Origin of the sequence: Arenimonas composti TR7-09 = DSM 18010 (assembly GCF_000426365.1) — a bacterium.
In the GTDB taxonomy this organism is placed as follows: Bacteria; Pseudomonadota; Gammaproteobacteria; order Xanthomonadales; family Xanthomonadaceae; genus Arenimonas; species Arenimonas composti.
The window spans coordinates 570,157-592,751 of record NZ_AUFF01000001.1; the positions used below are offsets into that span (position 1 = coordinate 570,157).

The following is a 22,595-nucleotide window of genomic DNA, read 5'->3' on the forward strand; positions in this document are numbered from 1 at the left end:
TCGCCGTGAGCGGCTGGATCGTGGCCTTCGCGCTGCTGGCCGCCGGGGCCGCGGTGTACTGGTTGAGCAGCCGCCCGGCAGTGTTCGAACACTGGTTCCGTCTGCCGCAGCCCTCCGCGCTCGGCCTCGACCACCCGCGTCTGGTCGCGGTCGCGGATGCGATTCGCCGCTGGTTCCCGGACCTCTGCTGGTCCGTGTTCGCCGGGGTGGCGGCGCGCGACCTGGCGTGGGCCACCTTCCGGCGTGTCGACCTCGTCGTCGTCGTCTTCGCGGCGATGTCCTGGGAACTCGGCCAGCTCGTGCTCGGACACCGCGGCTACGCACATTCCGACCTGGCCATCAGTTTCCTCGGCGGCGTGCTAGCGTTCGCGTGGCCCGGGGAAACCGCGAAGGAGTCCGAAACCTGATGAAGACGTGGATCGTCGCCGCGCTCGCCGTGGCGCTTTCGGGAGCGGTCGGCGCTGCCGCCGCACAGCAAGACGAGGTCGACCGGCTGCAACTGCTCGGCCCGGATGTCCAGGACTGGCACCTGAGCCTCGATGGCCACCGCTGGCGCATTCCCCGGGGCTGCCTGATGGGCCGCCTGTTCGGCGGTGACGAGGAAGGCCGGCGCTTCGGTACCGGCGAGGAAGGCAGGTTGCTGGGCGCCGGTGAAGAGGGTCGCCGCCTCGGGGCCGCGGAAGACGGCAGACGCCTGGGAGCGGACGAGGAAGAACGCCACCTGGGGGCAGCGGAAGACGGGCGCCGTCTCGGCGCCGACGAGGAAGGCCGCCGGCTGGGCGCCGCCGAGGAAGGCCGACGGCTCGGCGCGGACGAAGAGGGAAGAAGGCTGGGGGCGGCCGAGGAGGGCCGACGCCTCGGTGCCGCGGAAGAAGGCCGACTTCACGGCTCGGCGGTCGAACCGCTCGCGTGCCGGCATTACAGCGATGCGGACGTGCCGAATGCCGTTCTCGTCGAAGGCGTGGGTGGACGCCGCATTGTCCTCAATCCGGCGAGCCGTTACCTTCTCGAAGTCCGTCACCTTCCGGCGTCCGCCGGTGGTGACGAGGACGACAGGCTGATCGTCATTCGATGACTACAGGGGAGAACCGAATGAGCAACACGAAGCAGGCGCGCGGCTGGCGTGCAGTCCTCGCAATGGTGGCGTTCGCCGTCGCGGCCATCGCCGGGCTCGGGTGTGCGACCGGCCCGGTCATGGACACGACGCCACGGCCGATTCCCACCGGAACGCTGGTCAACCGCGACGTGACCATCATCGCCGAAGACGGCAGTTTCCAGCTGCAGCCGGGCGAACAGTTCCCGACGCCGTTCGCGACCAGTGCCCTCTGGAACGCGTCGATCCCCGCGAACACGCTGGTCAATACCTACACACGCGCCCGTTCGTGGGGCGCACGTCCGGTGATCATCCGCCAGGCGGGCAAGGCCGACCTGCACGGCCTGCTGCTGTTCAACAATGCGATCGCGGCCGCGGTGGGTCCCGGCAGCCAGTCGTATTACGTGAACCTGCCGCAGGACAAGCTGGACAACGCGCGTCGCGGCAACACGACGGTCGTCTACGAGATGATGCGCTACAACGTCATCGACGAGTACGGCACGTCGCAGCAGAAGGACTGGTACAGCTGGATCCTGTGGATGTCCTCGACGCCGCTCTGATCCATCCCGTCGACGGCCGCCCCAGGGCGGCCGTCCTGCGTCAGGCGCCGCGACCGAACAGGCGCTCGGCGTTCGTGAACGTCTGCCGTGCCACTTCGTCTGCCGACTGGCCGCGCAGCGCCGCGACGGTTTCCAGCACCTCGACCAGGAACGCCGGCTCGTTGCGGCCACCGCGTTGCGCCTGCCCCGGCTGGTCGGGCGCGTCGGTCTCCAGCAGCAGGAATTCGCCCGGCATCGACGCGACGGTGCGGCGCAGCCGCCGCGCCCGTTCATAGGTCACCGGGCCACCGATGCCGAGGCTGAAGCCGAGATCCCAGAGCTGGCGCGCCTGCTCGTCGCTGCCGGACCAGCTGTGCACGACGCCGTGCAGGCCGCCGATCTTGCGGATCGCCTGGATCACCGCGTCGACCGCGCGCCGGGCGTGTACGACCACCGGCAGGTCGAACTCGCGTGCCAGCCGCAGCTGGCCGTCGAAGAAGCGCGCCATCGCGTCGTGATCGAGGCCCTCGACGTAGAAGTCGAGGCCGCACTCGCCGACGGCGGCCGGACGTTCGCCGTCGAGCCAGCGCCGCAGCGCGTCGAGATCGGCGTCGCGGTGGTCGGCGAGGAACATCGGATGCAGTCCGTAGGCGGGCCGCAATCCTTCTTCCTCCGTGCAGATCCCGCGCAGCTTCGGCCAGCCGGCACGGTTGACCGCCGGCACCAGCTGTCGCGTCACGCCGGCGGCACGGGCGCGCGCCAACACCGCGTTGCGGTCGACGTCGAACTCGGCCGCGTCGAGGTGGCAGTGGCTGTCGTAGAGCATGGTCATTCGGCAGGCGGCTCCCGGGGCGGTGCCGGCGCGGCCGCCTCGACGACGGCCCCGCGCCGCTTCCAGTTGGCGAGCACGAGCACGCCGAGCGCGGTCACCAGCTCGTCCAGCAGGGGCAGGGGATCCGGCAGGAGCCAGCTGACCAGCATCAGCACCAGCGTCACCCGGAACAGGGTCGGGTGCTCGAGGCGGCTGAACCAGCCGACGACCGGGGCGGTGAGGGGGTGCGGCATGGATCGACCTCGCACGGCAGCGCGTGAAAACGTGATGATGACATCCTGCGCTTGCTCCGCCTGCGTTCAGGCACGCGGAGCGAGGCTCCGGGCGACGGTGTCGCCACACCGCCAGATGAGGAGTCCGCCATGAACAAACCCATCGTCATCGCCATCGGCGCGGCCGTGCTGGCCGGTGGTGCCTTCGCTGCCTATACGGTCGCCAATCCGCAGGCCGAGGTGGTGTCGTCCGTGCCGATCACCGAGAAGGAGCCGGTCTTCGCCAACGTCCTCGCCGCCGAGCCGGTGACCGAACTGCGCACCGGCACCCGCGAGGTCTGCGAGGAGGTGGCCGTCGAACGCCGTCGCCCCGAGCGCTTCGGCGACCGCGACGGCGCCGTGGTCGGCGCCGTCGTCGGCGGCCTGATCGGCAACCAGGTCGGCGGTGGCAACGGCCGCAAGCTGGCCACCGTCGCCGGCGTCGTCGGCGGCGCCTACGCCGGCCGCGAGATCGATCGCCGCCACGAGGGCGGCCAGCGCTACACCGACTACGAGACGCGCTGCCACACCGTTTCCGAGCCGCGCGAGGAAATCGTCGGCTACGACGTGCGCTACGACCTCGACGGCCAGGTCTCCCTGACCCGCACCGCCGAACAGCCGGGCGCCCAGCTGCAGGTCGGCGAGCGCGACCGCATCGTCGGCTACGAGGTCACCTGGCGCTACGGCGAGCAGACCGGCACCCTGGTGATGGACGAGGATCCCGGCCGGCGCCTGCCGTACGCCAACGGCACGGTGCTGGTGCCGGCGCGCACCGCGGTGCCTCCCGCGCCGGGAAGCTGACCGCTGCCTCTGCAGGTTCAGGGGGGCCGGCCTTGCCGGCCCTTCGTTCTTCCGGGGCTGCCGCCGGGGTCGGCGCGCGGGCTAAAATGCCCGACTTTCCCGTCCGCAGACCCCAGACGCCATGGCCCTGAATCCGACCGACCTGTTCGACATCCGCTCGCTGCTCTCGGAAGAGGAGCGCATGATCCAGGACAGCGTCGCCCGCTTCGTCGACGAGAAGGTCCTGCCGATCATCGGCGATGCCTTCGACCAGGGCCGCTTCCCGCACGAGATCATTCCCGAAGTCGCGTCGATGGGCCTGCTCGGCTCCTCGCTGCCGGAAAAGTACGGCTGCGCCGGCCTCAACGCGGTCAGCTACGGCCTGATCTGCCAGGAACTCGAGCGCGGTGATTCCGGCCTGCGCAGCTTCGTCTCGGTACAGAGCTCGCTGTGCATGTATCCGATCTACGCCTACGGCTCGGAAGAGCAGCGCATGCAGTACCTGCCGGGCATGGCCCGCGGCGAGATCATCGGCTGCTTCGGCCTGACCGAGCCGCACGGCGGCTCCGACCCGGCGAACATGAAGACGGTCGCGAAGAAGGACGGCGGCGACTGGGTGATCAACGGCGCCAAGATGTGGATCACCAACGGCAACCTCGCGCACATCGCGATCGTCTGGGCGCAGACCGGGGACGGCATCCAGGGCTTCATCGTGCCGACCGACAGCCCCGGCTTCACCGCCCAGGTCGTGCACCGCAAGATGAGCCTGCGCGCCTCGGTCACCAGCGCGCTGTTCTTCGACAACGTGCGCATTCCGGATTCGCAGCGGCTGCCGAACGTCAAGGGCCTGAAGGGTCCGCTGGGCTGCCTGAGCCAGGCGCGTTACGGCATCACCTGGGGCCCGATCGGCGCCGCGATCGCCAGCTACACCTCGGCGCTGGAATACGCCAAGGAGCGCGTGCTGTTCGGCCGGCCGATCGCCGCCACTCAGGCGGTGCAGCTCAAGCTCGCCGACATGGCCCGCCGCATCACCCTGGCGCAGCTGCTGAGCCTGCAGCTCGGCCGCCTGAAGGATGCCGGCACCCTGCAGCACTCGCAGGTGTCGCTGGCGAAGTGGAACAACTGCCGGATGGCGCTGGACATCAGCCGCGAGGCGCGCGACATCCTCGGCGGCGCCGGCATCACCACCGAGTACCCGCCGATCCGGCATGCGCTGAACCTCGAGTCGGTGATCACCTACGAGGGCACCGAAACCGTGCACCAGCTGGTCATCGGCCGCGAGATCACCGGCATCAACGCGTTCTGACATGCACGACGTCGCGCATCTGCGCCTGGAGACGGAGCGCCTGGTCCTGCGGCCGACCCTGCCGGAGGACCTGCCGGCGTGGACCGCGCTGATGCAGGACGCCGAGACCTGCCGCTTCATCGGCGGCACCCAGCCGCCGTCGCTGGCGTGGCGCGGCTTCATGTCGATGCTCGGCGCCTGGCGCGCCACCGGCTTCGGCATGTTCTCGGTGCTCGAGCGCGACACCGGTCGCTGGGTCGGCCGCTGCGGCCCCTGGAGCCCGCCGGAATGGCCGGGCACCGAGGTCGGCTACACCTTCGCCCGCGCGGTCTGGGGCCGCGGCTACGCGACCGAGGCGGCGACGGCGGCGATCGACTGGGCGGTCGAGGTGCTCGGCTGGGACGACATCATCCAGACCATCGACCCGGCGAACGTGCCGTCGCAGAAAGTCGCGACCCGCCTTGGCGCCACGAAGCGCGGCGCCGGCCGGCTGCCGGCACCGCACCAGGACGCGCCCGTCGAGATCTGGGGCCAGAGCGCCGCGCAGTGGCTGGCGAGGCGCGGGGCAGGGGGATGCTGACCGTCCACGGCACCGCGGTATCGGGCAACTGCTACAAGCTGCAGTTGCTGCTGGAACTCCTGGGCACGCCCTACCGCTGGAACGAGGTCGACATCTTCAGCGGCGGGAGCCGCACGCCGGAGTTCCTCGCGAAGAACCCCAATGGCCGCGTGCCGGTGCTGGAGCTCGCGGATGGCCGCGTGCTGGCCGAGTCGAATGCGATCCTGTGCTTCCTCGCCGAAGACACCCCGTGGTTGCCGGCGGAGCGTTTCGCCCGCGCGCAGGTGCTGCAGTGGCTGTTCTTCGAGCAGTACAGCCACGAACCCTATGTCGCGGTCGCCAGGTTCATCTGCCGGTGGCTGCCGGAAGACCACCCGCGCCGCGCCGAGCTGCCGAAGCTGCGCGAGCGCGGTCACCAGGCGCTGGCGGTGATGGAACGCCATCTCGCCGACCGCGACTGGTTCGTCGGCGCGTCCGCCAGCGTCGCCGACCTCGCGCTCTTCGCCTACACGCACGACGCCGACCGCGGTGGCATTTCCCTCCACGGCTATCCGGCCATCCGTGCGTGGATCGCGCGGATCGCCGCGCTGCCCGCTTTCGTACCGCAGGCCACGTGAGGCGCCTGCTGTTCATGCTGCTCGCGCTCGCGGGCGCGGCGGGCGCGGCCACGCCGCTGCCCGAAGGCGTGGTGCGCGCGCCTGCACCGGACTGGATCGAGCCGGTCGCGGCCGAAGGGCTGCCCGCGACCGAAGCACGCAATGGCCTCGCCTACGTGCTCGTCGACGACCAGCTGACGACGCTGCCGGCGACCCCCGAGCGCTACCGGCGGCTGGTCTTCGACGTCGCCGGCCGCGAGGGCCTCGAGAACGCCGGCCGCCTGTCGATCGGCTTCCTGCCGGGGGACGAACAGGTGCGGCTGCACGCGCTGCGCATCGTTCGCAACGGCGGCGTGCTCGAGCGCCTGGACGAGGCCGGTGCCGAACTGCTGCGCAAGGAGACCCGCGCCGACGAGGGCATCCTCGACGGCGAACGCACGCTCGAACTGGTGATTCCCGACGTTCGCGTCGGCGACCGCCTCGATCTGGCCTTCAGCATCGTCGGTTCGCGCGGGGTATTCGGCGGCGACTTCCATCGCGCGTTCACCACCGGCTATTCGCAGCCGGTGGCGCTGCGCCGCCTGCTCGGGTTCGCGCCGGCCACGCGTCCCCTGCGGTGGCGGCTGAGTGGTGGATGGCCGGGCCACACCGTCGGGGAGCAGGTGCAGGGGAGTCGCCAGCGCCTGGAACTGCGCGCCTCGCCGTCGCCGCGGGTGATCGAAGAGTCCGGCGCGCCGGCCTGGTTCGACGGTCATGGCCACGTCGACCTCAGCACCAGCGCGGACTGGGCGGCGGTCGCGGCCTGGTCGCTGCCGCTGTACCGGATCGACGCGGCGGGCGAGGCGGCCGCCGCGGCGGTCGTCGCCGACCTCGGCCTGCGTGGCCGCCCGGCCGCCGAGGTGCTGGACGCCGCGCTGCCGTGGGTCCAGCGCGAGGTGCGCTACCTGAGCCTGGGCCTCGGCGCGAACGCCTACAGCCCGGCGCCGCCGGCGACGACGCTGGCGCGCCGCTTCGGCGACTGCAAGGACAAGGCGCTGTTGCTGATCGCGATACTGCGCGCCGCCGGCATCCCGGCCGAACCGGTGCTGGTGAGCACGACGCTGCGGCGCACGGTCGCCGACCACCTGCCGACGCCACTCGCCTTCGATCACGTGATCGTGCGCGCCCGCCTGGACGACGACTGGGTGTACGTCGATCCGACGCGGGACGTCGAGACCGCCGTCGCCGGCGAGCGCGAGCCGGTCCGCTACGAAACCGGTCTGCCGATCGCCGCCGGCAGCGCCGACCTGGTGGCGATTCCCGCCACCCGTCTCGAGGGCCCCGCCATCGACGTGCTGCAGCAGGTGGCGGTGCTGCCGGCGGATGCCGAGGCGGGCGGCACCCGCCGCGCTTCGATGCACGTCCGCACGGTGTACCGCCGCGGCCATGCCGACGGAACGCGTGCGCACTTCCGCAACAGCGGCGCCGAGCAGGTCGGCCGCGACTACCTGGCCTACATGCAGGGCATGTACCGCGACATCCGCATGGACGCGGCGCCGACGTTCGAGGACGAGCCGGCGGGCAACCGCTTCGTCGTCGACGAGCACTATGCGGCGGCCTTCCGCCCCGACGAAGACGCGCCGCGGGCGATCGGCGACCTCGACCTGATGCTCTTCCAGATCGCCGACTGGGTGCCGCGCGCCCGCGAAGGCGAGCGCCGCTGGCCGCTGGCGCTCAAAGGCCCGGAGTACGGCGTGCACGAGATCCGGATGGACGTGGCGGGCGGCTGGGACATCGACGCTGCCGAGGAACTGGTCGAGAACGCCTGGTTCTCGTTCCGGCATCGTGTCCACGTCGATGGCGACACGCTGGTCGTCCGCGGCGAGTGGCGGCGGCACGTCGATGCGATTCCGGCGGCGGATTACGCGGTCGCCCGGCGTGACCTGCACCGTGTGCGCGACCTGCTGAACTACCCGGTGCAGATCGGCGGTGGCGTCACGGCGAAGCCGGCACGGGAGGATCTCCCGCCCGGCGCCCTGGTCTGGCCGGCCCTTGCCCTGGCCGGGTCGGTGATCCTGCTCCTGATCGCCTGGCGGCTTCGCCGACGCAGCGACTTCGCCGGCATGCTGTTCGCCCCGCGGGCGACCGCCGTGCGGGTGGCCGAGCGGCGCGGGCCGGGATCGGCGGTGCTGCTGGTGCTGCTCTACGGCACCGTTTCCGCGCTCGCGGTGCCGGTATCGGCCTGGCTCGCGGGCACGCCGATGGACTGGCTGGAATTCGCGAAGGCCTTCGCGATGCCGGTGCCGGCGCTGGCGCTGCTGGCCGCGTTCGTCCGGGTCGTGCTGAAACTGCTGGGCGAGCCGGCGGCCTATCGCCGCCTGTTCGTGACCGGCGGCTGGGCGCATGCGCCATTGCTGCTGCTGACGCCGTTCGTGCTGCTCGCGGCGGGGCCGATGCTGGTCCTGATCGCCGACGGCGCGACGGTCCCCGGCGGCGCGGTCGCCGCGGTGCTGGTGCTGGTCTGCGTGCTCGCCGCGCTCGGCGCCTTCACCTGGAGTGCGATCGCCTGGATCGGCGCGATCGCCGGCGCCGCCCCGACCAGTCTGTTGCGCGCCGTGGCAGCCTATGTGCTCGCCGCCGGCGCATTGTTCGTCCTGACCTTCCTGATCGTGCTCGGGATCCTGATCCCGGGCCTGCTGACCAACGCCTGACACGGACCCGACCATGACCGCCCCGCCGATTCCCGCCCGCCACAAGGACGTCAACCGCGCCAAGGTGTGCGACGACAACTTCGTCGAGTTCGTGAGCCAGTGGAACGGCACGCCCGCCGCGAAGCCGGCACCGCACGAGGCGGTGCTGCCGGGCAGCGCCTGCACTGCCGCCGACTTCCTCGACCTGTTCGAGTCGCAGCTGGTCTCGCGCCACCTGGACCTGATGGCGCGCGTGCTGCGCGTGCAGCAGAAGGTGTTCTACACGATCGGTTCCAGCGGCCACGAAGGCAATGCGATGGTCGCGCGCCTGACCCGCCACACCGATCCGGCCTTCCTGCACTACCGCTCCGGCGGCTTCATGGCCGAACGCTTCCGCAAGCTGCCGGGCATGGATCCGGTGATGGATTCGGCGCTGTCGTTCGCGGCGTCGAAGGACGATCCGGCCTCCGGCGGCCGGCACAAGGTCTGGGGCAGCAAGCCGCTGTGGGTGCTGCCGCAGACCTCGACGATCGCCTCGCACCTGCCGAAGGCGCTGGGTACCGCGATCGCGATCGAACAGGCGCGGCGCATCGGCCACACCCTGCCGATCCCGGAGGATTCGATCGCGATCTGTTCCTTCGGCGATGCCTCGAGCAACCACGCGACCGCGCAGACCGCCTTCAACACCGCGCAGTGGACCGCCTACCAGAAGCTGCCGGCGCCGGTGCTGTTCGTCTGCGAGGACAACGGCATCGGCATCTCGGTGAAGACGCCGGCCGGCTGGGTCGCCGAGGCCTTCCGCCAGCGCCCGGGCCTGGACTATTTCTTCGCCGACGGCCTCGACCTCGCCGAAGGCTATGGCCAGGTGCAGGCGGCGGTCGAGCACTGCCGGCGTACGCGCCGGCCGACCTTCCTGCACCTGAAGACGACCCGGATCATGGGTCATGCCGGCACCGACTTCGAGATCGAGTGGCGCAGCATCGCCGAGCTGATGGCGGTCGAGGCCTCCGACCCGCTGCTGCGCAGTGCCGCGATCGCGCTCGAGTCCGGGTTGATGACGAAGGACGAGCTGCTGGCGCGCTACGAGGCGATGCGGGCGCGCTGCTTCGCCGCCGCCGACGAGGCCGACCGCCGCCCGAAGCTCGACTCGCTGGCCGAGGTGATGGCGCCGCTGGCGCCGTACACACCGGACGCGGTCGCTGCCGAGGCGGCGCGGGTGCCGGCGCCGGAACGCCGGCTCGAGGTCTTCGGCGGCGAGGCGAAGCTGCCGGAGAACCAGCCGCCGAAGCACCTCGCGATCCAGATCAACCAGGCCCTGCACGACCTGTTCGCCAAATACCCGGAAGCCCTGCTGTTCGGCGAGGACGTCGCCCAGAAGGGCGGCGTGTACACGGTCACCAAGGGCCTGCACAAGGTCTTCAGGAATGCGCGCGTGTTCAACACGCTGCTCGACGAGACGATGATCCTCGGCCTCGCGCAGGGCTACGCCAACATGGGCATGCTGCCGCTGCCGGAGATCCAGTACCTGGCGTATTTCCACAACGCCTGCGACCAGATCCGCGGCGAGGCCTGCAGCCTGCAGTTCTTCAGCAACGGCCAGTACCGCAACCCGATGCTGATGCGCATCGCCTCGCTGGGCTACCAGCGCGGCTTCGGCGGCCATTTCCACAACGACAACTCGATCACCGCGCTGCGCGACATCCCCGGCCTGGTCGTCGGCTGCCCGAGCCGCGGCGACGACGCGGCGACGATGCTGCGGACGCTGGCGGCGCTGGCCAGGGTCGACGGCCGCGTCTGCGCCTTCCTCGAGCCGATCGCGCTGTACATGACCAAGGATCTGCACGAGGCCGGCGACGGCCAGTGGCTGACCACGTACCCGGCCCCGGACCAGGCCATGGCCCTCGGCGAGGAGCGGGTCTACGCCCCCAAGGCGACCGATCTGGTGATCTTCACCTTCGGCAACGGCGTGCCGATGAGCCTGCGCGCCGCCCGCCGGATCGAGGCCGCGCAGGGCTGGAAGGTCCGCGTGGTCGACCTGCGCTGGCTGCAGCCGCTGAACGCAGCGGCCATCGCCCGCCATGCCGGCGAATGCGCCCGCATCCTGGTCGTCGACGAAGGCCGCCGTTCGGCCGGCGTCGGCGAGGGCGTCATCACCGCGGTCGTCGAGGGCGGCCACGGCGACAAGCCGCTGCGCCGGGTCGTCGGTGAGGACACCTACACGCCGCTGGCCGGGGCCGCCTTCCTGGTCATTCCTTCCGACGACGACATCGTCGCGATGGCCGCGGAACTGGCCGGGGAGCGTTGACGGAAACCGCGGGCATGACGCCCGCGCCGCCTTGTCCTAGACTCAGCGCATGTCCCAGTCCCGCCCCCAGACGATCCTGTTCGCCGATGTCAGCGGCAGCACGCGGCTGTTCGAGACCAAGGGCGACCAGGAGGCGAGGCGGCTGATCGCCAAAGTCCTCGGCGCCCTGACCACGGTCTGCCAGCAGCACGGCGGGCGGGTGATCAAGACCATCGGTGACGAGGTCATGTGCACCTTCCCGGCGGCGCTCAACGGCGTGCTGGCGGCCTGCGACATGCAGCGCAAGATGGGGCGCGACATCGATTTCGTGCGCGACAGCCTGGCGGTGCGCATCGGCCTGCACCACGGCGACGCGCTCGAGGAGGCCGACGGCGACGTCTACGGCGACGCGGTCAACACCGCCGCGCGCATGGCCTCGCTGGCCAAGCGCGAGCAGATCGTCACGACCGCGGCGACCTACAACAGCCTCAGCGGCAAGATTCCCGAGGCGCGCAGCCTCGGCAAGGCGCGGGTCAGCGGCAAGCTGCTGCCGATCGAGATCGTCGACCTGATCTGGCAGGAGGACACCTCCGGCATGACGATGGTGCAGTCGGCGATCCGCCTCGGCGACCCCACCGGCGGCAGCAATGCCCGCCTGCGCCTGCGCCACCGCGCGAACCAGATCGAGTTGACGCCGACCTCGCAGCCGTTCTCGATGGGACGCGAGGCCACCAACAATCTCGTGATCGAGGCCGACTGGGTCAGCCGCGCGCATGCGCTGATCGAGTTCAAGCGCGGGCACTTCATGGTCGCCGACCGCTCGACCAACGGCACCTACGTGCGCATCGGCGACGACGACGAGATCAAGGTGCACCGCGACGAGCTGCACCTGCGCAAGTCGGGCACGATCTCGCTGGGGCAGAGCTTCGGCGTCAACAGCGGCGACGTCATCTACTTCGACGCCGACTGAAAGCAGGACGCCGGCTTTCGCCGGCGTCGCTTCCTTCCCGCGAGGTTCCGCGGCCGCTCAGCGGTCGGCGCGGACCTCGATGCCGCCGATGTCCTCGTCCTCGCCCGGGGGCGCCGTGGTCGTGCGCGCCGCCGGTCGCGCGGCCGGCGCCGCGGCCTCGGCCTTGGGCTTGTAGCCGAACATGCCGCGCAGCAGCGGTTCCGCGGACGCGTAGGCCGTCGGATCGGCGGCGACGAACTGGGTCGTGTCGAGTTCCTGCAGGATCTCGGTGTTGTCGGCATCGTTCAGCGCCAGCATCGCCGCCGTCACCGCCTCGCGGACATTGGCCGGCACGGTGCCACCGGCCGACAGCGTGCGGCCGATGAACTCGCGCGACTGCGAGACCGGCACGAGGTCCGGATACTGGTTGGCGATGTAGTTCGGCACCATCGCGCCTTCGGTTTCCTGGGCGTAGACCATCTCGACGCCGTCGCGCCAGTTGGCCGCGCGCGACAGGATGTCGGGCTGGGCGATCGGGTTCTTGTACATCTCCCCGAGCAGCAGGTAGCCGAGGCTGGGCGCGGGCATGCTGACCACGCGGTAGCCGATCAGCCCGGCGGTGCCCTGGTCGGCGAACGACCCGGTGGCCACGAGGGTGTAGCGGGTCGGCTCGACCGTGCGTACCAGCGGCGTGAAGCCGAGGCGGTCGGCACGGTAACCGGTGAAGTGGGCTTCCTCGAACGCGAAGTCGGTCTTCACCGCGGTGCGCAGGTCGCGCCAGTAGACGTGGTAGTTGCCGGCCGTGCGCAGCACGAAGGTATGGCCGGTCTCGCGCGACAGGTAGTCGAGCAGCGGCTTGTAGACTTCCTGCGCCTGGTCGGGCGGGTAGTTCGGTTCGACTGCAAGGGTGTACTCGGCGGACAGCACCGGCGTCGCCATGACGGCCAGCAGCAGGCCCGGCAGAACGTGTTTCTTCTTCATGTTGGACTCCTCCCCGTGGCGGCGGGTATAGCAGAGATCGGCATGCGCCGCCAAACCTGCGCAAGGTTCAACCGCGCGCGAGTCCGTCGAGTAGAGGCAGGCGCTGCAGCGGCACCGCGGTGCCATCGGGAAGGACGGCGGACAACGCGTTTCCGGCGTCGCCGCCGAGCACCGCCAGCGCTTCGTCCGATCCCGTGACGCAGATCACGGTTCCGGCCGGCTGGCCGTCGCTGGCCACGGCCATGCCGGGTGCCAGGCCCGCGCCGGCGAGGCGGGCGAGGCCGCGCTTGGCCTGGCCGAGGTAATGCGTGCGCGCGACGATTTCCTGCCCCGGATAGCAGCCCTTGCGCAGGCTGAAGGCCGCGAGGCGGCCGAGCGAAAGCATCTGTGGCGTCCACGCCCCGCGCTGGGCAGCCTCGAGCCGCGGCAGCCCGTGGGCGACGTCGGCGGACCGCCACGCCGCGGCCACGTCCGGATCGGCGGCGCCGAGGGCAGGGGCGTCCTTCGCCAGCAACCAGAGCGTGCGCGCACCGCCCTCACCGCCGAAGTCGAGGGCGAACGCACCCTCCACCACGAACGCCTGGTTGCCGCGCGCCCCGTCGATCCCGGGACCGGCGGCCGCCACCAGGCTGCCGTCGGCGACCAGCGTCAACTTGCTGCGGAACACGAAGCGGCGCAGCGCCGCCGCGAGTTCGCCAGCCGGCATGTCGGGGCAGGCGAGCAGGTAGCGGCCCGGTTCGGCGTGCAGGACGGCGAACAGCGCGATCACCCGGCCCTTCGGCGTCAGCCAGCCGTTCCAGTGCCAGGTCCCCGGCGCCAGCGCGCGCGCGTCGTTCATCGTCTGCGCCTGCAGGAAGGCGGCCGCGTCGGCGCCGCCGACCTCGAGAACCGACCAGTCGGACAACGGCGTGCAACATTCGTTTGAAACGTGCGGCTTGTACGGCATCGGGGCCGGGACCTATCATTACGGCATGGCGAATCAGCCGCGAATCATAGGCGAAACCGCTTCTCCGACCGATCCGGCGGCCGATTCCACGGCCGATCGGGCAGGGGCCGGAACCGGTTCCGGCGATGCCCCGGTCCGCGAGATCGGTGGCCGCGACGGGCCCGATCCCACCCGCTACGGCGACTGGGAGAAGAACGGCCGCTGCATCGATTTCTGAACCGCCGTCGCGCGGTTTCCTCCGTCCACCAGCCAGCCGAGATGCCAATGGCGACGCCCGAACGTCCGCTTTCCCCCTTCATGCTGGGCAGCACCTACCGCTTCCAGCTCACCAGCACGCTGTCGCTGCTGCATCGCGTCACCGGCATCGCGCTCGCCGTCGGCAGCGTCGTGCTGGTGTGCTGGCTGGTGTCGGCGGCCTTCCTGCCGGAGCACTTCGCGCAGTTGACGGCCTGCCTGGCCTCGGTTCCCGGCAGGATCGGCCTGTTCCTGTTCTCGGCGGCGCTGAACTACCACTTCCTCAACGGCATCCGCCACCTGATGTGGGATGCCGGCCACGGCTACGAGATCCCGAAGGCCTATGCCAGCGGCTGGGCCGTCGTCGTGCTGGCGATCGTGCTCACCGCCGTGCTCTGGCTGTTCGTGACCGGAGGTGCGGCATGAGCCTGCGCAACCCGCTCGCCCGCGCCCGCGGCCTCGGTTCCGCCCGCGATGGCGTCGGCCACTGGTGGCGCCAGCGCCTGACCGCGATCGCGCTGGCCCTGCTGTCGCCGTGGTTCGTGATCTTCGCGCTCGGCCTGCTCGGCGCCGACCAGGCGACGGTGCAGGCGAGCATCGCCCGGCCGCTGACCGCGACCCTGCTGGCCGCCTTCGTGGTGTCGCTGTTCTGGCACGCCCAGCTCGGTCTGCAGGTGGTCATCGAGGACTACGTGCACGGCTGGAAGGAACTGGCGCTGCAGGTGCTGGTGAGGTTCGCCTGCGTGCTGGCCGTGATCGCCTCCCTGCTGGCCATCGGCCGCATCGTCTTCTCCGCCTGAGTCCGCCATGACCGCTGCCTACAAGATCCACGAACACACCTACGACATGGTCGTCGTCGGCGCCGGCGGCGCCGGCCTGCGGGCGACGTTCGGCCTGGCCCACAAGGGCCTGAAGACGGCCTGCCTGAGCAAGGTGTTCCCGACCCGCTCGCACACGGTCGCGGCCCAGGGCGGCATCTCGGCCGCGCTCGGCAACATGAGCGAGGACGACTGGCGCTACCACTTCTACGACACCATCAAGGGCTCGGACTGGCTGGGCGACCAGGACGCGATCGAGTACATGTGCCGCGAGGCCATCCCCGCGGTCATCGAGCTCGAGCACCAGGGCGTGCCGTTCTCGCGCACCGAGGACGGCCGCATCTACCAGCGCCCCTTCGGCGGCATGACCACCCGCATGGGCACCGGCCCGGCCGCGCAGCGCACCTGCGCCGCGGCGGACCGCACCGGCCACGCGATCCTGCATACGCTCTACCAGCAGTCGCTGGCGCATTCGGCCGAGTTCTTCATCGAGTACTTCGCGCTCGACCTGGTGATGGACGCCGAAGGCGCCTGCCGCGGCGTGCTGGCGATGGACATGGCCACCGGCGAGCTGCACCTGTTCCGCGCCCAGGGCACGGTGCTGGCGACCGGCGGCTACGGCCGCGCCTATTTCTCCGCGACCTCGGCGCATACCTGCACCGGCGATGGCGGCGGCATGGCGCTGCGCGCCGGCCTGCCGCTGCAGGACATGGAGTTCGTGCAGTTCCACCCGACCGGCATCTACGGCGCCGGCTGCCTGATCACCGAAGGCGTGCGTGGCGAAGGCGGCATCCTGCGCAACGCCAAGGGCGAGCGCTTCATGGAGCGCTACGCGCCGAACGCCAAGGACCTGGCCTCGCGCGACGTCGTCAGCCGCTCGATGACGATCGAGATCCGCGAGGGCCGGGGCGTCGGTCCGCACCAGGACCACATCCACCTCGACCTGACCCACCTCAATCCGGCCGACATCCACGAGAAGCTGCCGGGCATCGCCGAGACCGCGAAGATCTTCGCCGGCGTCGACGTCACCAAGCAGCCGATCCCGGTGCTGCCGACCGTGCACTACAACATGGGCGGCCTGCAGACGAATTATCACGGCGAAGTCGTGACGCTGAAGGACGGCAACCCGGACAGCGTCGTGCCGGGCCTGTACGCGATCGGCGAGGCGGCCTGCGTGTCGGTGCACGGCGCCAACCGCCTCGGCTCGAATTCACTGCTGGACCTGGTGGTGTTCGGCCGCGCGGTCGCCAACCGCTGCGCCGAGACGATCCGCCCGGGCGCGCCGCAGCCGACGGTGCAGCGCGGCGCCTATGAGCCTTCGCTGGCCAACCTCGACCGCGTCCGCAACGCCAGCGGCGGCACCCCGACCGCCGAACTGCGCCTGCGCATGCAGCGGGCGATGCAGGAGGACGCCGCGGTGTTCCGTACCCCGGACGGCCTGAAGCGCGGCGTCGAGCGCATCCGCGAATGCGTGCGCGGCTTCGACGACATCCGCATCAGCGACCGCTCGCTGGTCTGGAACTCCGACCTGATGGAGACGCTCGAGCTGCAGAACCTGCTCGGCCAGGCGCTGGCGACGATCGTGTCCGCGGAGAATCGCACCGAGTCGCGCGGCGCCCACGCCCGCGAGGACTTCTGGGAGAAGGACGAGCAGGGCAACCTCAAGGACGAGGGCATCCGCCGCGACGAGGAGTGGCTCAAGCACACGATCTGCTGGGTCGACGGCGACCAGACCCGCATCGACTACCGCCCGGTGCACATGTACACGCTCACCCGCGACGTGGACGTGGTGCCGCCGAAGAAGCGCACTTACTGAGTCATTCCAGGCAGGGCGGCGGCGCCGCCCCGACCCAGGCACCGATCGAGATCAGACATGGCCGAGTTTTCGCTCCCGAAGAATTCCAAGGTGAACAAGGGACGGCACTTCCCCGCGCCGGCCGGCGCGAAGAACGTGCGCGCGTTCAAGGTGTACCGCTGGAACCCGGACGACGGCGCCAATCCGCGCACGGACACCTACGAGATCGACCTCGACGCCTGCGGGCCGATGGTTCTCGACGCGCTGATCAAGATCAAGAACGAGATCGACCCGACGCTGACCTTCCGCCGCTCCTGCCGCGAGGGCATCTGCGGCTCGTGCGCGATGAACATCGACGGCACCAACACCCTGGCCTGTACCCGCGCGATCGACGAGTGCAAGAAGGCCGAGGTGCCGATCTACCCGCTGCCGCACATGCCGGTGGTCAAGGACCTGGTGCCGGACCTGACCCACTTCTACGCGCAGTACGCCTCGATCCGCCCGTGGCTGCGTACGCAGAGCCCGGCACCGGCGAAGGAGCGCCTGCAGTCGAAGGCCGACCGCGCCAAGCTCGACGGTCTCTACGAATGCATCCTCTGCGCCTGCTGCTCGACCAGCTGCCCGAGCTACTGGTGGAACGGCGACCGCTACCTCGGCCCGGCGGTCCTGCTGCAGGCCTACCGCTGGATCGTCGACTCGCGCGACGAGGACACCGGTGCCCGCCTGGACGACCTGATGGACCCGTTCAAGCTCTATCGCTGCCACACGATCATGAACTGCGCCCGCACCTGCCCGAAGGGTCTGAACCCGGCGAAGGCGATCGGCGAGATCAAGAAGCTGATGCTGCAGCGGCGCGGCGCCTGAGCCGCCGGTCCGAACGATGTCCGCAGACGCCGACGCCGAGCTGCGCCGCCTGCGCTGGCGCTGCCGGCGCGGCATGCGCGAACTCGACCAGCTGCTGCTGCGTTATCTCGACCGCTGCTGGGCGGCGGCGGATGACGCGGAACGTTCGGTTTTCCTACGCCTCCTCGACAGCGAGGACGATAGGCTGTGGCGGTGGTTCATGGGCCGGGAGGCTCCGCAGGATGCGCAACTCGCCGGACTCGTCGCCCGTGTACTCGACCTGCCGCCTTGACTGGCGGACGTCGCGGCCGCTCGCCGCGGCCCTCGTGATCCTCGGCGGCCTCGCCGCGATCTCGATCCTCGCCAGCGCACTCCCCGCGCTCACGGCCTGCCTCGCCGCCGGGGCCGCGTTCGGATGGTCGCTGCATTCGGCGCGCCGCGAACTCGCGCGTGCCGGCGGCACGCTGACGCTGGACGGGCAAGGGCGGGGGCGCTGGCAGTGCGTCGGGGACGTGGTCGCGTTGCAGGAGGTGAGTGTCGTGTTCCGCGGCCCGCTGGTGGTCGTCACCGGGCGCACCGCGCAGCGACGCACACGACGCTGGCTGTTCTGGCCCGGCATGCTCGTGGCTTCCGACCGCCGCCGCCTGCGCCTGCTCGCCGGCCCCGCACGCGGGGGCGACGCCGCGGTGCCCTCGGTGGCAGCATAGGCGCCCACATGTTCCAGCCCCTTCCCCTGTCGATCGGCCTGCGCTACCTGCGCGCCAAGCGCCGCAACGGCTTCATCTCCTTCCTGTCGCTGGCCTCGATCCTCGGGATCATCCTCGGCGTGGTCGCGCTGATCACGACCATTTCGGTGATGAGCGGCTTCCAGTCGGAACTGCGCACCCGCATCCTCGGCATGGTCGCGCATGCGACGATCACCGGCCTCGACGGGCCGCTGGAGGACTGGCAGCGCGCGGTCGCCTTCGCCAGCGAAGACGGCCGGGTGGTCGGCGCCGCGCCCTATGTCGAGACCGAAGCGCTGCTGCAGGGCCACCGCCGCCAGGGTGCGCTGGTGCGCGGCGTGCTCCCCGACTACGAGCCGCGGGTGTCGGAGATCGCGGAGAAGATGACCCACGGCCGCCTCGACGACCTGCGTCCGGGCGAGTTCAACATCATCCTCGGTGCCGAACTCGCGGCCGCGCTCGGCGTCGGTCCCGGCGATGCGGTGAACATGTACATCTCCGAAGCGACGGCGACCCCGCTCGGGGCGCTGCCGCGCGCGCGCCGCTTCAATGTCGTCGGCGTGTTCCGTGCCGGCGCCCAGGAATACGACCTCGGCCTGGCGATCATCCATCTGCAGGACGCGCAGCGGCTCGGCCGCCTCGGCGACGGCGTCACCGGCGTGCGCCTGAAGCTGGCCGACATGTGGCAGGCCTGGCCGGTCGCGCGCGACCTGACCGAGCGCATGCAGGGTTATTTCCGCGTCCGCGACTGGGCCCGCGACCACGCCAACTTCTTCCGCGCGCTGAAGCTCGAGAAGACGGTCATGTTCATCCTGCTGTCGCTGGTGATCCTGATCGCCGCGTTCAACCTGGTGTCGTCGCTGGTGATGCTGGTGCAGGACAAGCAGTCGGACATCGCGATCCTGCGCACGCTCGGCATGTCACCGGCCGGGGTGATGCGGGTCTTCGTCGTGCAGGGGATGGTGATCGGGCTCGCCGGCATCGCGATCGGCGTCGGCGGCGGCGTACTGCTGGCCAGCAACCTGTCGCACGTGGTGGCCGCGATCGAGAACGCCTTCGGCACCGAACTGATGCCGGCGGACGTCTACTACATCAGTGGCGTGCCCTCGGAAGTGCATGGCGACGACGTCGCGATGGTCGCGGTGGTCGCCTTCGTGATGTGCCTGCTGGCCACCCTGTACCCGGCGTGGCGGGCCGCCCGCACCGATCCCGCGACGGCGCTGCGCTATGAATGACCGCGTCCGCGAACCGGTGATCCGCTGCCAGGGCCTCGGCAAGACCTACGAGGAGGGCAACCTGCGCACGCCGGTCTTCGACGGGCTCGACCTGACGGTCGGCAAGGGCGAGACCGTCGCGATCGTCGGCGCTTCCGGAGCTGGCAAGAGCACGCTGCTGCACCTGCTCGGTGGCCTGGACGCGGCCAGCGCCGGCGAGGTGCTGGTCGCCGATCCCGCCGGCGGCGGCCTGAAGGCGATGTCGGGGCTGGGCGAACGCGAACGCAGCCGGCTGCGCAACCGCGCGCTCGGCTTCGTCTACCAGTTCCACCACCTGCTGCCGGAGTTCACCGCGCTCGAGAATGTGATGATGCCGCTGCTGATCCGCGGCGATGCCGTCGCCGCGGCGCGCGGACCGGCGAAGGCGCTGCTCGAGCGCGTCGGCCTCGGCCATCGCCTCGGCCACAAGCCGGGCGAACTGTCCGGCGGCGAGCGCCAGCGTGCCGCGGTGGCGCGCGCCCTGGTCACCAATCCCGCCTGCGTGCTCGGTGACGAGCCCACCGGCAATCTCGACGAGAAAACCGCCGCCTCGGTGTTCGACCTGCTGCTCGAGCTCAATCGCGAGCAGGGCACGGCGCTGGTCCTCGTCACCCATGATCGCCGCCTGGCGCGGCGACTGGATCGAACCCTGGAACTGACCCGGGGAAAGCTGCGACCACTGCCCGAGGACTAGGCCGTGCCCACCGCGCGGGCGACCGCGACGGACACCGGGCCACGGCCGGCCGCCGGGATTCCGGCGGAGCAGGTGCCGCCGCCGTTCGCGCCCGCGATCGCCGCAGCCCTGCTCGCGGGCGTGCTCTGGGTGCAGGTCTGGGCCGAACTTCCGCCACGGTGGGCGGGCGCAGTCTTGACGCTCGCCGGGCTGCTGATGTGGGGCGGGCGGTGGCGCGGGCGCGCCTTCGGGGCGCTGTTGGTCGGCATCGCCCTGGCCTGTGCCCACGGCGGCGCGGCGATGGCGCTGCGGCTGCCGGCGGAACTCGCGGGACAGACCCTCTGGGTCGAAGGGCGCATCGCCGGCCTGCCGGAACGCGGCGATGGCCAGTGGCGGTTCGCTTTCGTCGTGGAGCAGGGCGATGGGCCGGCGGCGATCCTGAAGGGTCGGCGCCTGCGCCTGGGCTGGTACGCCCGTGATGGCGCGCCGCTGCCCGAACTGGCCGCGGGTAGCCAGTGGCGCCTGCCGGTGCGGCTGCGTCGGCCACGCGGGCTGATCAACCCCGGCGGCTTCGATTTCGAGCGGCGCGCGCTGGAGCAGCGGCTGGCAGCCACCGGGGCCGTGGTGACGGCGGCGAAGGGGAGGGACGCGGGCGACGGCGATTCCGGCGGCGAACCGCGGCGCCTGGCCCCCGGCGCGGGTCTGGATCCGCTGCGCGAACTCCTTTCCGGCCGCATCGCCGCGGCGCTTCCGGCCGAGCGGGCGCGTTTCGTCGCCGCGCTGGCCCTCGGCGACACCCGCGAGCTCGACGACCACGACTGGCAGGTACTGCGGGCGACCGGCCTCACCCATCTGATCGCGATCTCCGGCTTCCACGTCGGCCTCGTCGCCGGCTTCGGGGCGCTGCTGGTGCGGGCGCTGTGGACGCTCGTTCCGGGCCTGGCGCGACGCTGGCCGCGACCGCCGGCAGCGGCGGTCGCCGCGGTCGTGTTCGCGGCCGCTTACGCGGCGCTGGCCGGCTTCGCGCTGCCGACGCTGCGCACGCTGCTGATGATCGCCGCACTCGCCGGCGCCCGGATCTGGCGCCGGCGGCCGCGTCCCGGTGACGGCCTCGCCCTGGCCCTGGTCGCGGTGCTGCTGCTCGACCCGCTGAGCGTGCTCGCGCCGGGCTTCTGGCTCAGTTTCGTCGGTGTCGCCTGGTTGCTCTGGTGCCTGCCGCCGGACCCGCGCGCCGGCATGCTGCGCCCCTTCCTGCAGGGGCAGGGCGTGGCGGTGCTCGGGCTCCTGCCGCTGACCGTCTGGTTCTTCGGGCAGGCCTCGCTGTCGGGACCGCTGGTGAACCTCGCCGGGATTCCGTGGATCAGTCTCGTGGTCGTGCCGCTGTGCCTGCTCGGCCTGGCGGCGACACCGCTGTCGGACACCCTCGCGGGGACCGTGTGGACCCTCGCGGGGCAGGCGATGGACGGCTTCTGGACCGTGCTCGAGCAGGTCGCGGCCTGGCCGGCGAGTCTGGTCTGGCTGCCCGAACCGGCGCTGCCGGCGCTGGTCCTGGCCTTCGCCGGCGCCTTCTGGTGCCTGTTGCCCCGCGGCGTGCCGGGCAAGCCGCTGGCGCTGCTGCTCCTGCTGCCGCTGCTCTGGCCGGCAACCGGCCGGCCCCGGCACGGCGAGGCGGAGCTGTGGCTGCTCGACGCCGGCCAGGGCCTGGCCCTGCTGGTGCGCACCGCCGACCACGACCTGCTGTACGACGCCGGCCCGGCGACCGCGCACGGGGCCGACCTCGGCGAGGTCGCGGTGGTACCGGCGCTGCGCGCCCTCGGCGTCCGCCGGGTCGACCGCCTGGTGATCAGCCACGGCGACAGTGACCACGCCGGTGGCGCCGACGCGGTGCGCCGCGAATTCGCCGTCGGCGACATCTTCGCGCCGCCCGGCTGGCGACCGTCGCCGCTGCCACCGACGCCGGTGCGCGACTGTCTCGCCGGCGCAGGCTGGGAGCACGACGGCGTGCGCTTCCGCTGGCTGCATCCGCCGGCCTACTTTCCCTATCTGCGCAACCAGAGTTCCTGCGTTCTGCGCATCGACGCCGCCGGCGCCTCGGCGATCCTCGCCGGCGACATCGGCCGGCACATCGAGACGCGACTGGCCGGGCTGCCGCCGGCCGACATCCGCGCCGACGTGCTGCTGGTGCCGCACCACGGCAGCGACAGCTCGTCCAGCCTGGACTTCATCGCCGCCGTGCGGCCGCGCCTCGGGCTGCTGGCGGTTGGCGCCGACAACCGCTTCGGACTGCCGAAGCCGCGGGTGCTGGCGCGCTACGCGCGCTATTCGGTGCCCCTGTCCGACACCGCCATGGACGGGGCGATCGCGGTCCGCCTCGGCACGCATGGCGCCCGCATTCACACGCAGCTGCGCCGCGACCGGCCGCGCTACTGGCGCGATGTCCGGACTGCAGGCACGGGTTATGCTGGCGAGGTTTCCGCGATCCGAAGGTGA

24 protein-coding genes are annotated in these 22,595 nt (G+C 71.2%); 20 read left to right on the top strand and 4 right to left on the bottom strand.

What is annotated here, in order from left to right:
* The first annotated feature begins 5 nt into the window (after positions 1-5).
* Genes K311_RS0102580 through K311_RS0102590 form a run of 3 tightly spaced genes read left to right on the top strand, consistent with a single transcriptional unit; the run spans position 6 to position 1,653 of the window.
* Positions 6-407, top strand: coding sequence for a hypothetical protein (locus tag K311_RS0102580; RefSeq protein ID WP_154659424.1), 402 nt, complete (start codon positions 6-8; stop codon positions 405-407).
* Entirely contained in the window at positions 407-1,075 is a 669-nt protein-coding gene (locus tag K311_RS0102585; RefSeq protein WP_026816028.1) for a hypothetical protein, read from the top strand. The genes K311_RS0102580 and K311_RS0102585 overlap by 1 nt, the downstream gene beginning before the upstream one ends.
* 17 nt (positions 1,076-1,092) lie before the next feature.
* Entirely contained in the window at positions 1,093-1,653 is a 561-nt protein-coding gene (locus tag K311_RS0102590) for a hypothetical protein (protein ID WP_026816029.1), read from the top strand.
* Between the two features lie 40 nt (positions 1,654-1,693).
* Here K311_RS0102590 and K311_RS0102595 read toward each other — a convergent pair whose 3' ends face one another.
* The gene (locus K311_RS0102595) at positions 1,694-2,464 is read right to left on the bottom strand and encodes a TatD family hydrolase (protein WP_026816030.1); all 771 of its coding nucleotides are present in this window, start codon (positions 2,462-2,464) and stop codon (positions 1,694-1,696) included.
* Positions 2,461-2,697 carry a DUF6116 family protein gene (locus K311_RS0102600; protein ID WP_026816031.1) on the bottom strand — a complete coding sequence of 79 codons (237 nt, stop codon included), beginning with the start codon at positions 2,695-2,697 and terminating at the stop codon, positions 2,461-2,463. The genes K311_RS0102595 and K311_RS0102600 overlap by 4 nt, the downstream gene beginning before the upstream one ends.
* Before the next feature lie 129 nt (positions 2,698-2,826).
* On the opposite strand from K311_RS0102600, the gene K311_RS0102605 reads away from it, so the two are divergent.
* The 7 genes from K311_RS0102605 to K311_RS0102635 all read left to right on the top strand — a co-directional run bounded on the left by K311_RS0102605 (position 2,827) and on the right by K311_RS0102635 (position 11,858).
* Positions 2,827-3,516: a glycine zipper 2TM domain-containing protein gene (locus K311_RS0102605; RefSeq protein WP_026816032.1), complete on the top strand. Its 690-nt coding sequence runs from the start codon at positions 2,827-2,829 to the stop codon at positions 3,514-3,516.
* A 121-nt stretch (positions 3,517-3,637) separates the two neighbouring features.
* Positions 3,638-4,801, top strand: a complete 1,164-nt coding sequence (locus tag K311_RS0102610) for an acyl-CoA dehydrogenase family protein (protein WP_026816033.1) — start codon at positions 3,638-3,640, stop codon at positions 4,799-4,801.
* Position 4,802: 1 nt separating this feature from the next.
* Positions 4,803-5,360, top strand: coding sequence for a GNAT family N-acetyltransferase (locus K311_RS0102615; protein ID WP_026816034.1), 558 nt, complete (start codon positions 4,803-4,805; stop codon positions 5,358-5,360).
* Entirely contained in the window at positions 5,354-5,956 is a 603-nt protein-coding gene (locus tag K311_RS0102620) for a glutathione S-transferase family protein (protein ID WP_026816035.1), read from the top strand. The genes K311_RS0102615 and K311_RS0102620 overlap by 7 nt, the downstream gene beginning before the upstream one ends.
* Positions 5,953-8,625, top strand: a complete 2,673-nt coding sequence (locus K311_RS0102625; RefSeq protein ID WP_026816036.1) for a DUF3857 domain-containing protein — start codon at positions 5,953-5,955, stop codon at positions 8,623-8,625. The genes K311_RS0102620 and K311_RS0102625 overlap by 4 nt, the downstream gene beginning before the upstream one ends.
* Positions 8,626-8,638: 13 nt before the next feature.
* Complete coding sequence (locus K311_RS0102630; RefSeq protein ID WP_026816037.1) at positions 8,639-10,909, top strand: thiamine pyrophosphate-dependent enzyme; 2,271 nt, start codon at positions 8,639-8,641, stop codon at positions 10,907-10,909.
* A 49-nt stretch (positions 10,910-10,958) separates the two neighbouring features.
* Positions 10,959-11,858, top strand: a complete 900-nt coding sequence (locus K311_RS0102635; protein ID WP_051239399.1) for an adenylate/guanylate cyclase domain-containing protein — start codon at positions 10,959-10,961, stop codon at positions 11,856-11,858.
* A gap of 57 nt (positions 11,859-11,915) precedes the next feature.
* On the opposite strand, the gene K311_RS0102640 is transcribed toward K311_RS0102635, so the two are convergent.
* Entirely contained in the window at positions 11,916-12,818 is a 903-nt protein-coding gene (locus tag K311_RS0102640) for a phosphate/phosphite/phosphonate ABC transporter substrate-binding protein (RefSeq protein ID WP_026816039.1), read from the bottom strand.
* Positions 12,819-12,885: 67 nt separating this feature from the next.
* A complete protein-coding gene (gene ygfZ, locus K311_RS0102645) occupies positions 12,886-13,722 on the bottom strand; it encodes a CAF17-like 4Fe-4S cluster assembly/insertion protein YgfZ (RefSeq protein WP_043798424.1) in 837 nt (278 codons plus the stop codon).
* 67 nt (positions 13,723-13,789) lie between these two features.
* Between ygfZ and K311_RS14935 the strand changes: the two genes are divergently transcribed.
* The 10 genes from K311_RS14935 to K311_RS14940 are packed head-to-tail and all read left to right on the top strand — an operon-like array spanning position 13,790 to position 22,595.
* The gene (locus K311_RS14935) at positions 13,790-13,981 is read left to right on the top strand and encodes a DUF1674 domain-containing protein (protein WP_043798426.1); all 192 of its coding nucleotides are present in this window, start codon (positions 13,790-13,792) and stop codon (positions 13,979-13,981) included.
* Positions 13,982-14,028: 47 nt separating this feature from the next.
* Positions 14,029-14,424 carry a succinate dehydrogenase, cytochrome b556 subunit gene (gene sdhC / locus K311_RS0102655; protein ID WP_026816041.1) on the top strand — a complete coding sequence of 132 codons (396 nt, stop codon included), beginning with the start codon at positions 14,029-14,031 and terminating at the stop codon, positions 14,422-14,424.
* Positions 14,421-14,798, top strand: a complete 378-nt coding sequence (gene sdhD / locus K311_RS0102660; protein WP_026816042.1) for a succinate dehydrogenase, hydrophobic membrane anchor protein — start codon at positions 14,421-14,423, stop codon at positions 14,796-14,798. Before sdhC ends, sdhD begins: the two co-directional genes overlap by 4 nt.
* Before the next feature lie 7 nt (positions 14,799-14,805).
* Positions 14,806-16,632, top strand: coding sequence for a succinate dehydrogenase flavoprotein subunit (sdhA, locus tag K311_RS0102665; protein ID WP_026816043.1), 1,827 nt, complete (start codon positions 14,806-14,808; stop codon positions 16,630-16,632).
* Between the two features lie 57 nt (positions 16,633-16,689).
* Positions 16,690-17,475, top strand: a complete 786-nt coding sequence (locus K311_RS0102670) for a succinate dehydrogenase iron-sulfur subunit (protein WP_026816044.1) — start codon at positions 16,690-16,692, stop codon at positions 17,473-17,475.
* A gap of 16 nt (positions 17,476-17,491) precedes the next feature.
* Positions 17,492-17,746 carry an FAD assembly factor SdhE gene (locus K311_RS0102675; RefSeq protein WP_026816045.1) on the top strand — a complete coding sequence of 85 codons (255 nt, stop codon included), beginning with the start codon at positions 17,492-17,494 and terminating at the stop codon, positions 17,744-17,746.
* On the top strand, positions 17,697-18,161 hold the full coding sequence (locus tag K311_RS0102680; protein WP_043798430.1) for a protein YgfX: 465 nt from the start codon (positions 17,697-17,699) through the stop codon (positions 18,159-18,161). The genes K311_RS0102675 and K311_RS0102680 overlap by 50 nt, the downstream gene beginning before the upstream one ends.
* 8 nt (positions 18,162-18,169) lie before the next feature.
* Positions 18,170-19,414 carry a lipoprotein-releasing ABC transporter permease subunit gene (locus K311_RS0102685; protein ID WP_026816047.1) on the top strand — a complete coding sequence of 415 codons (1,245 nt, stop codon included), beginning with the start codon at positions 18,170-18,172 and terminating at the stop codon, positions 19,412-19,414.
* A complete protein-coding gene (gene lolD, locus K311_RS0102690) occupies positions 19,407-20,126 on the top strand; it encodes a lipoprotein-releasing ABC transporter ATP-binding protein LolD (protein WP_026816048.1) in 720 nt (239 codons plus the stop codon). Before K311_RS0102685 ends, lolD begins: the two co-directional genes overlap by 8 nt.
* Positions 20,127-20,129: 3 nt before the next feature.
* A complete protein-coding gene (locus K311_RS14940) occupies positions 20,130-22,595 on the top strand; it encodes a DNA internalization-related competence protein ComEC/Rec2 (protein ID WP_245570616.1) in 2,466 nt (821 codons plus the stop codon).

Excerpts from the sequence above, each read along its gene's own strand:
- K311_RS0102585 (WP_026816028.1), top strand. The coding sequence starts at position 407 with ATGAAGACGTGGATCGTCGCCGCGCTCGCCGTGGCGCTTTCGGGAGCG.
- K311_RS0102590 (WP_026816029.1), top strand. The coding sequence starts at position 1,093 with ATGAGCAACACGAAGCAGGCGCGCGGCTGGCGTGCAGTCCTCGCAATG.
- K311_RS0102595 (WP_026816030.1), bottom strand. The coding sequence starts at position 2,464 with ATGACCATGCTCTACGACAGCCACTGCCACCTCGACGCGGCCGAGTTC.
- K311_RS0102600 (WP_026816031.1), bottom strand. The coding sequence starts at position 2,697 with ATGCCGCACCCCCTCACCGCCCCGGTCGTCGGCTGGTTCAGCCGCCTC.
- K311_RS0102605 (WP_026816032.1), top strand. The coding sequence starts at position 2,827 with ATGAACAAACCCATCGTCATCGCCATCGGCGCGGCCGTGCTGGCCGGT.
- K311_RS0102610 (WP_026816033.1), top strand. The coding sequence starts at position 3,638 with ATGGCCCTGAATCCGACCGACCTGTTCGACATCCGCTCGCTGCTCTCG.
- K311_RS0102615 (WP_026816034.1), top strand. The coding sequence starts at position 4,803 with ATGCACGACGTCGCGCATCTGCGCCTGGAGACGGAGCGCCTGGTCCTG.
- K311_RS0102620 (WP_026816035.1), top strand. The coding sequence starts at position 5,354 with ATGCTGACCGTCCACGGCACCGCGGTATCGGGCAACTGCTACAAGCTG.
- K311_RS0102630 (WP_026816037.1), top strand. The coding sequence starts at position 8,639 with ATGACCGCCCCGCCGATTCCCGCCCGCCACAAGGACGTCAACCGCGCC.
- K311_RS0102635 (WP_051239399.1), top strand. The coding sequence starts at position 10,959 with ATGTCCCAGTCCCGCCCCCAGACGATCCTGTTCGCCGATGTCAGCGGC.
- K311_RS0102640 (WP_026816039.1), bottom strand. The coding sequence starts at position 12,818 with ATGAAGAAGAAACACGTTCTGCCGGGCCTGCTGCTGGCCGTCATGGCG.
- K311_RS14935 (WP_043798426.1), top strand. The coding sequence starts at position 13,790 with ATGGCGAATCAGCCGCGAATCATAGGCGAAACCGCTTCTCCGACCGAT.
- sdhC (WP_026816041.1), top strand. The coding sequence starts at position 14,029 with ATGGCGACGCCCGAACGTCCGCTTTCCCCCTTCATGCTGGGCAGCACC.
- sdhD (WP_026816042.1), top strand. The coding sequence starts at position 14,421 with ATGAGCCTGCGCAACCCGCTCGCCCGCGCCCGCGGCCTCGGTTCCGCC.
- sdhA (WP_026816043.1), top strand. The coding sequence starts at position 14,806 with ATGACCGCTGCCTACAAGATCCACGAACACACCTACGACATGGTCGTC.
- K311_RS0102670 (WP_026816044.1), top strand. The coding sequence starts at position 16,690 with ATGGCCGAGTTTTCGCTCCCGAAGAATTCCAAGGTGAACAAGGGACGG.
- K311_RS0102675 (WP_026816045.1), top strand. The coding sequence starts at position 17,492 with ATGTCCGCAGACGCCGACGCCGAGCTGCGCCGCCTGCGCTGGCGCTGC.
- K311_RS0102680 (WP_043798430.1), top strand. The coding sequence starts at position 17,697 with ATGCGCAACTCGCCGGACTCGTCGCCCGTGTACTCGACCTGCCGCCTT.
- K311_RS0102685 (WP_026816047.1), top strand. The coding sequence starts at position 18,170 with ATGTTCCAGCCCCTTCCCCTGTCGATCGGCCTGCGCTACCTGCGCGCC.
- lolD (WP_026816048.1), top strand. The coding sequence starts at position 19,407 with ATGAATGACCGCGTCCGCGAACCGGTGATCCGCTGCCAGGGCCTCGGC.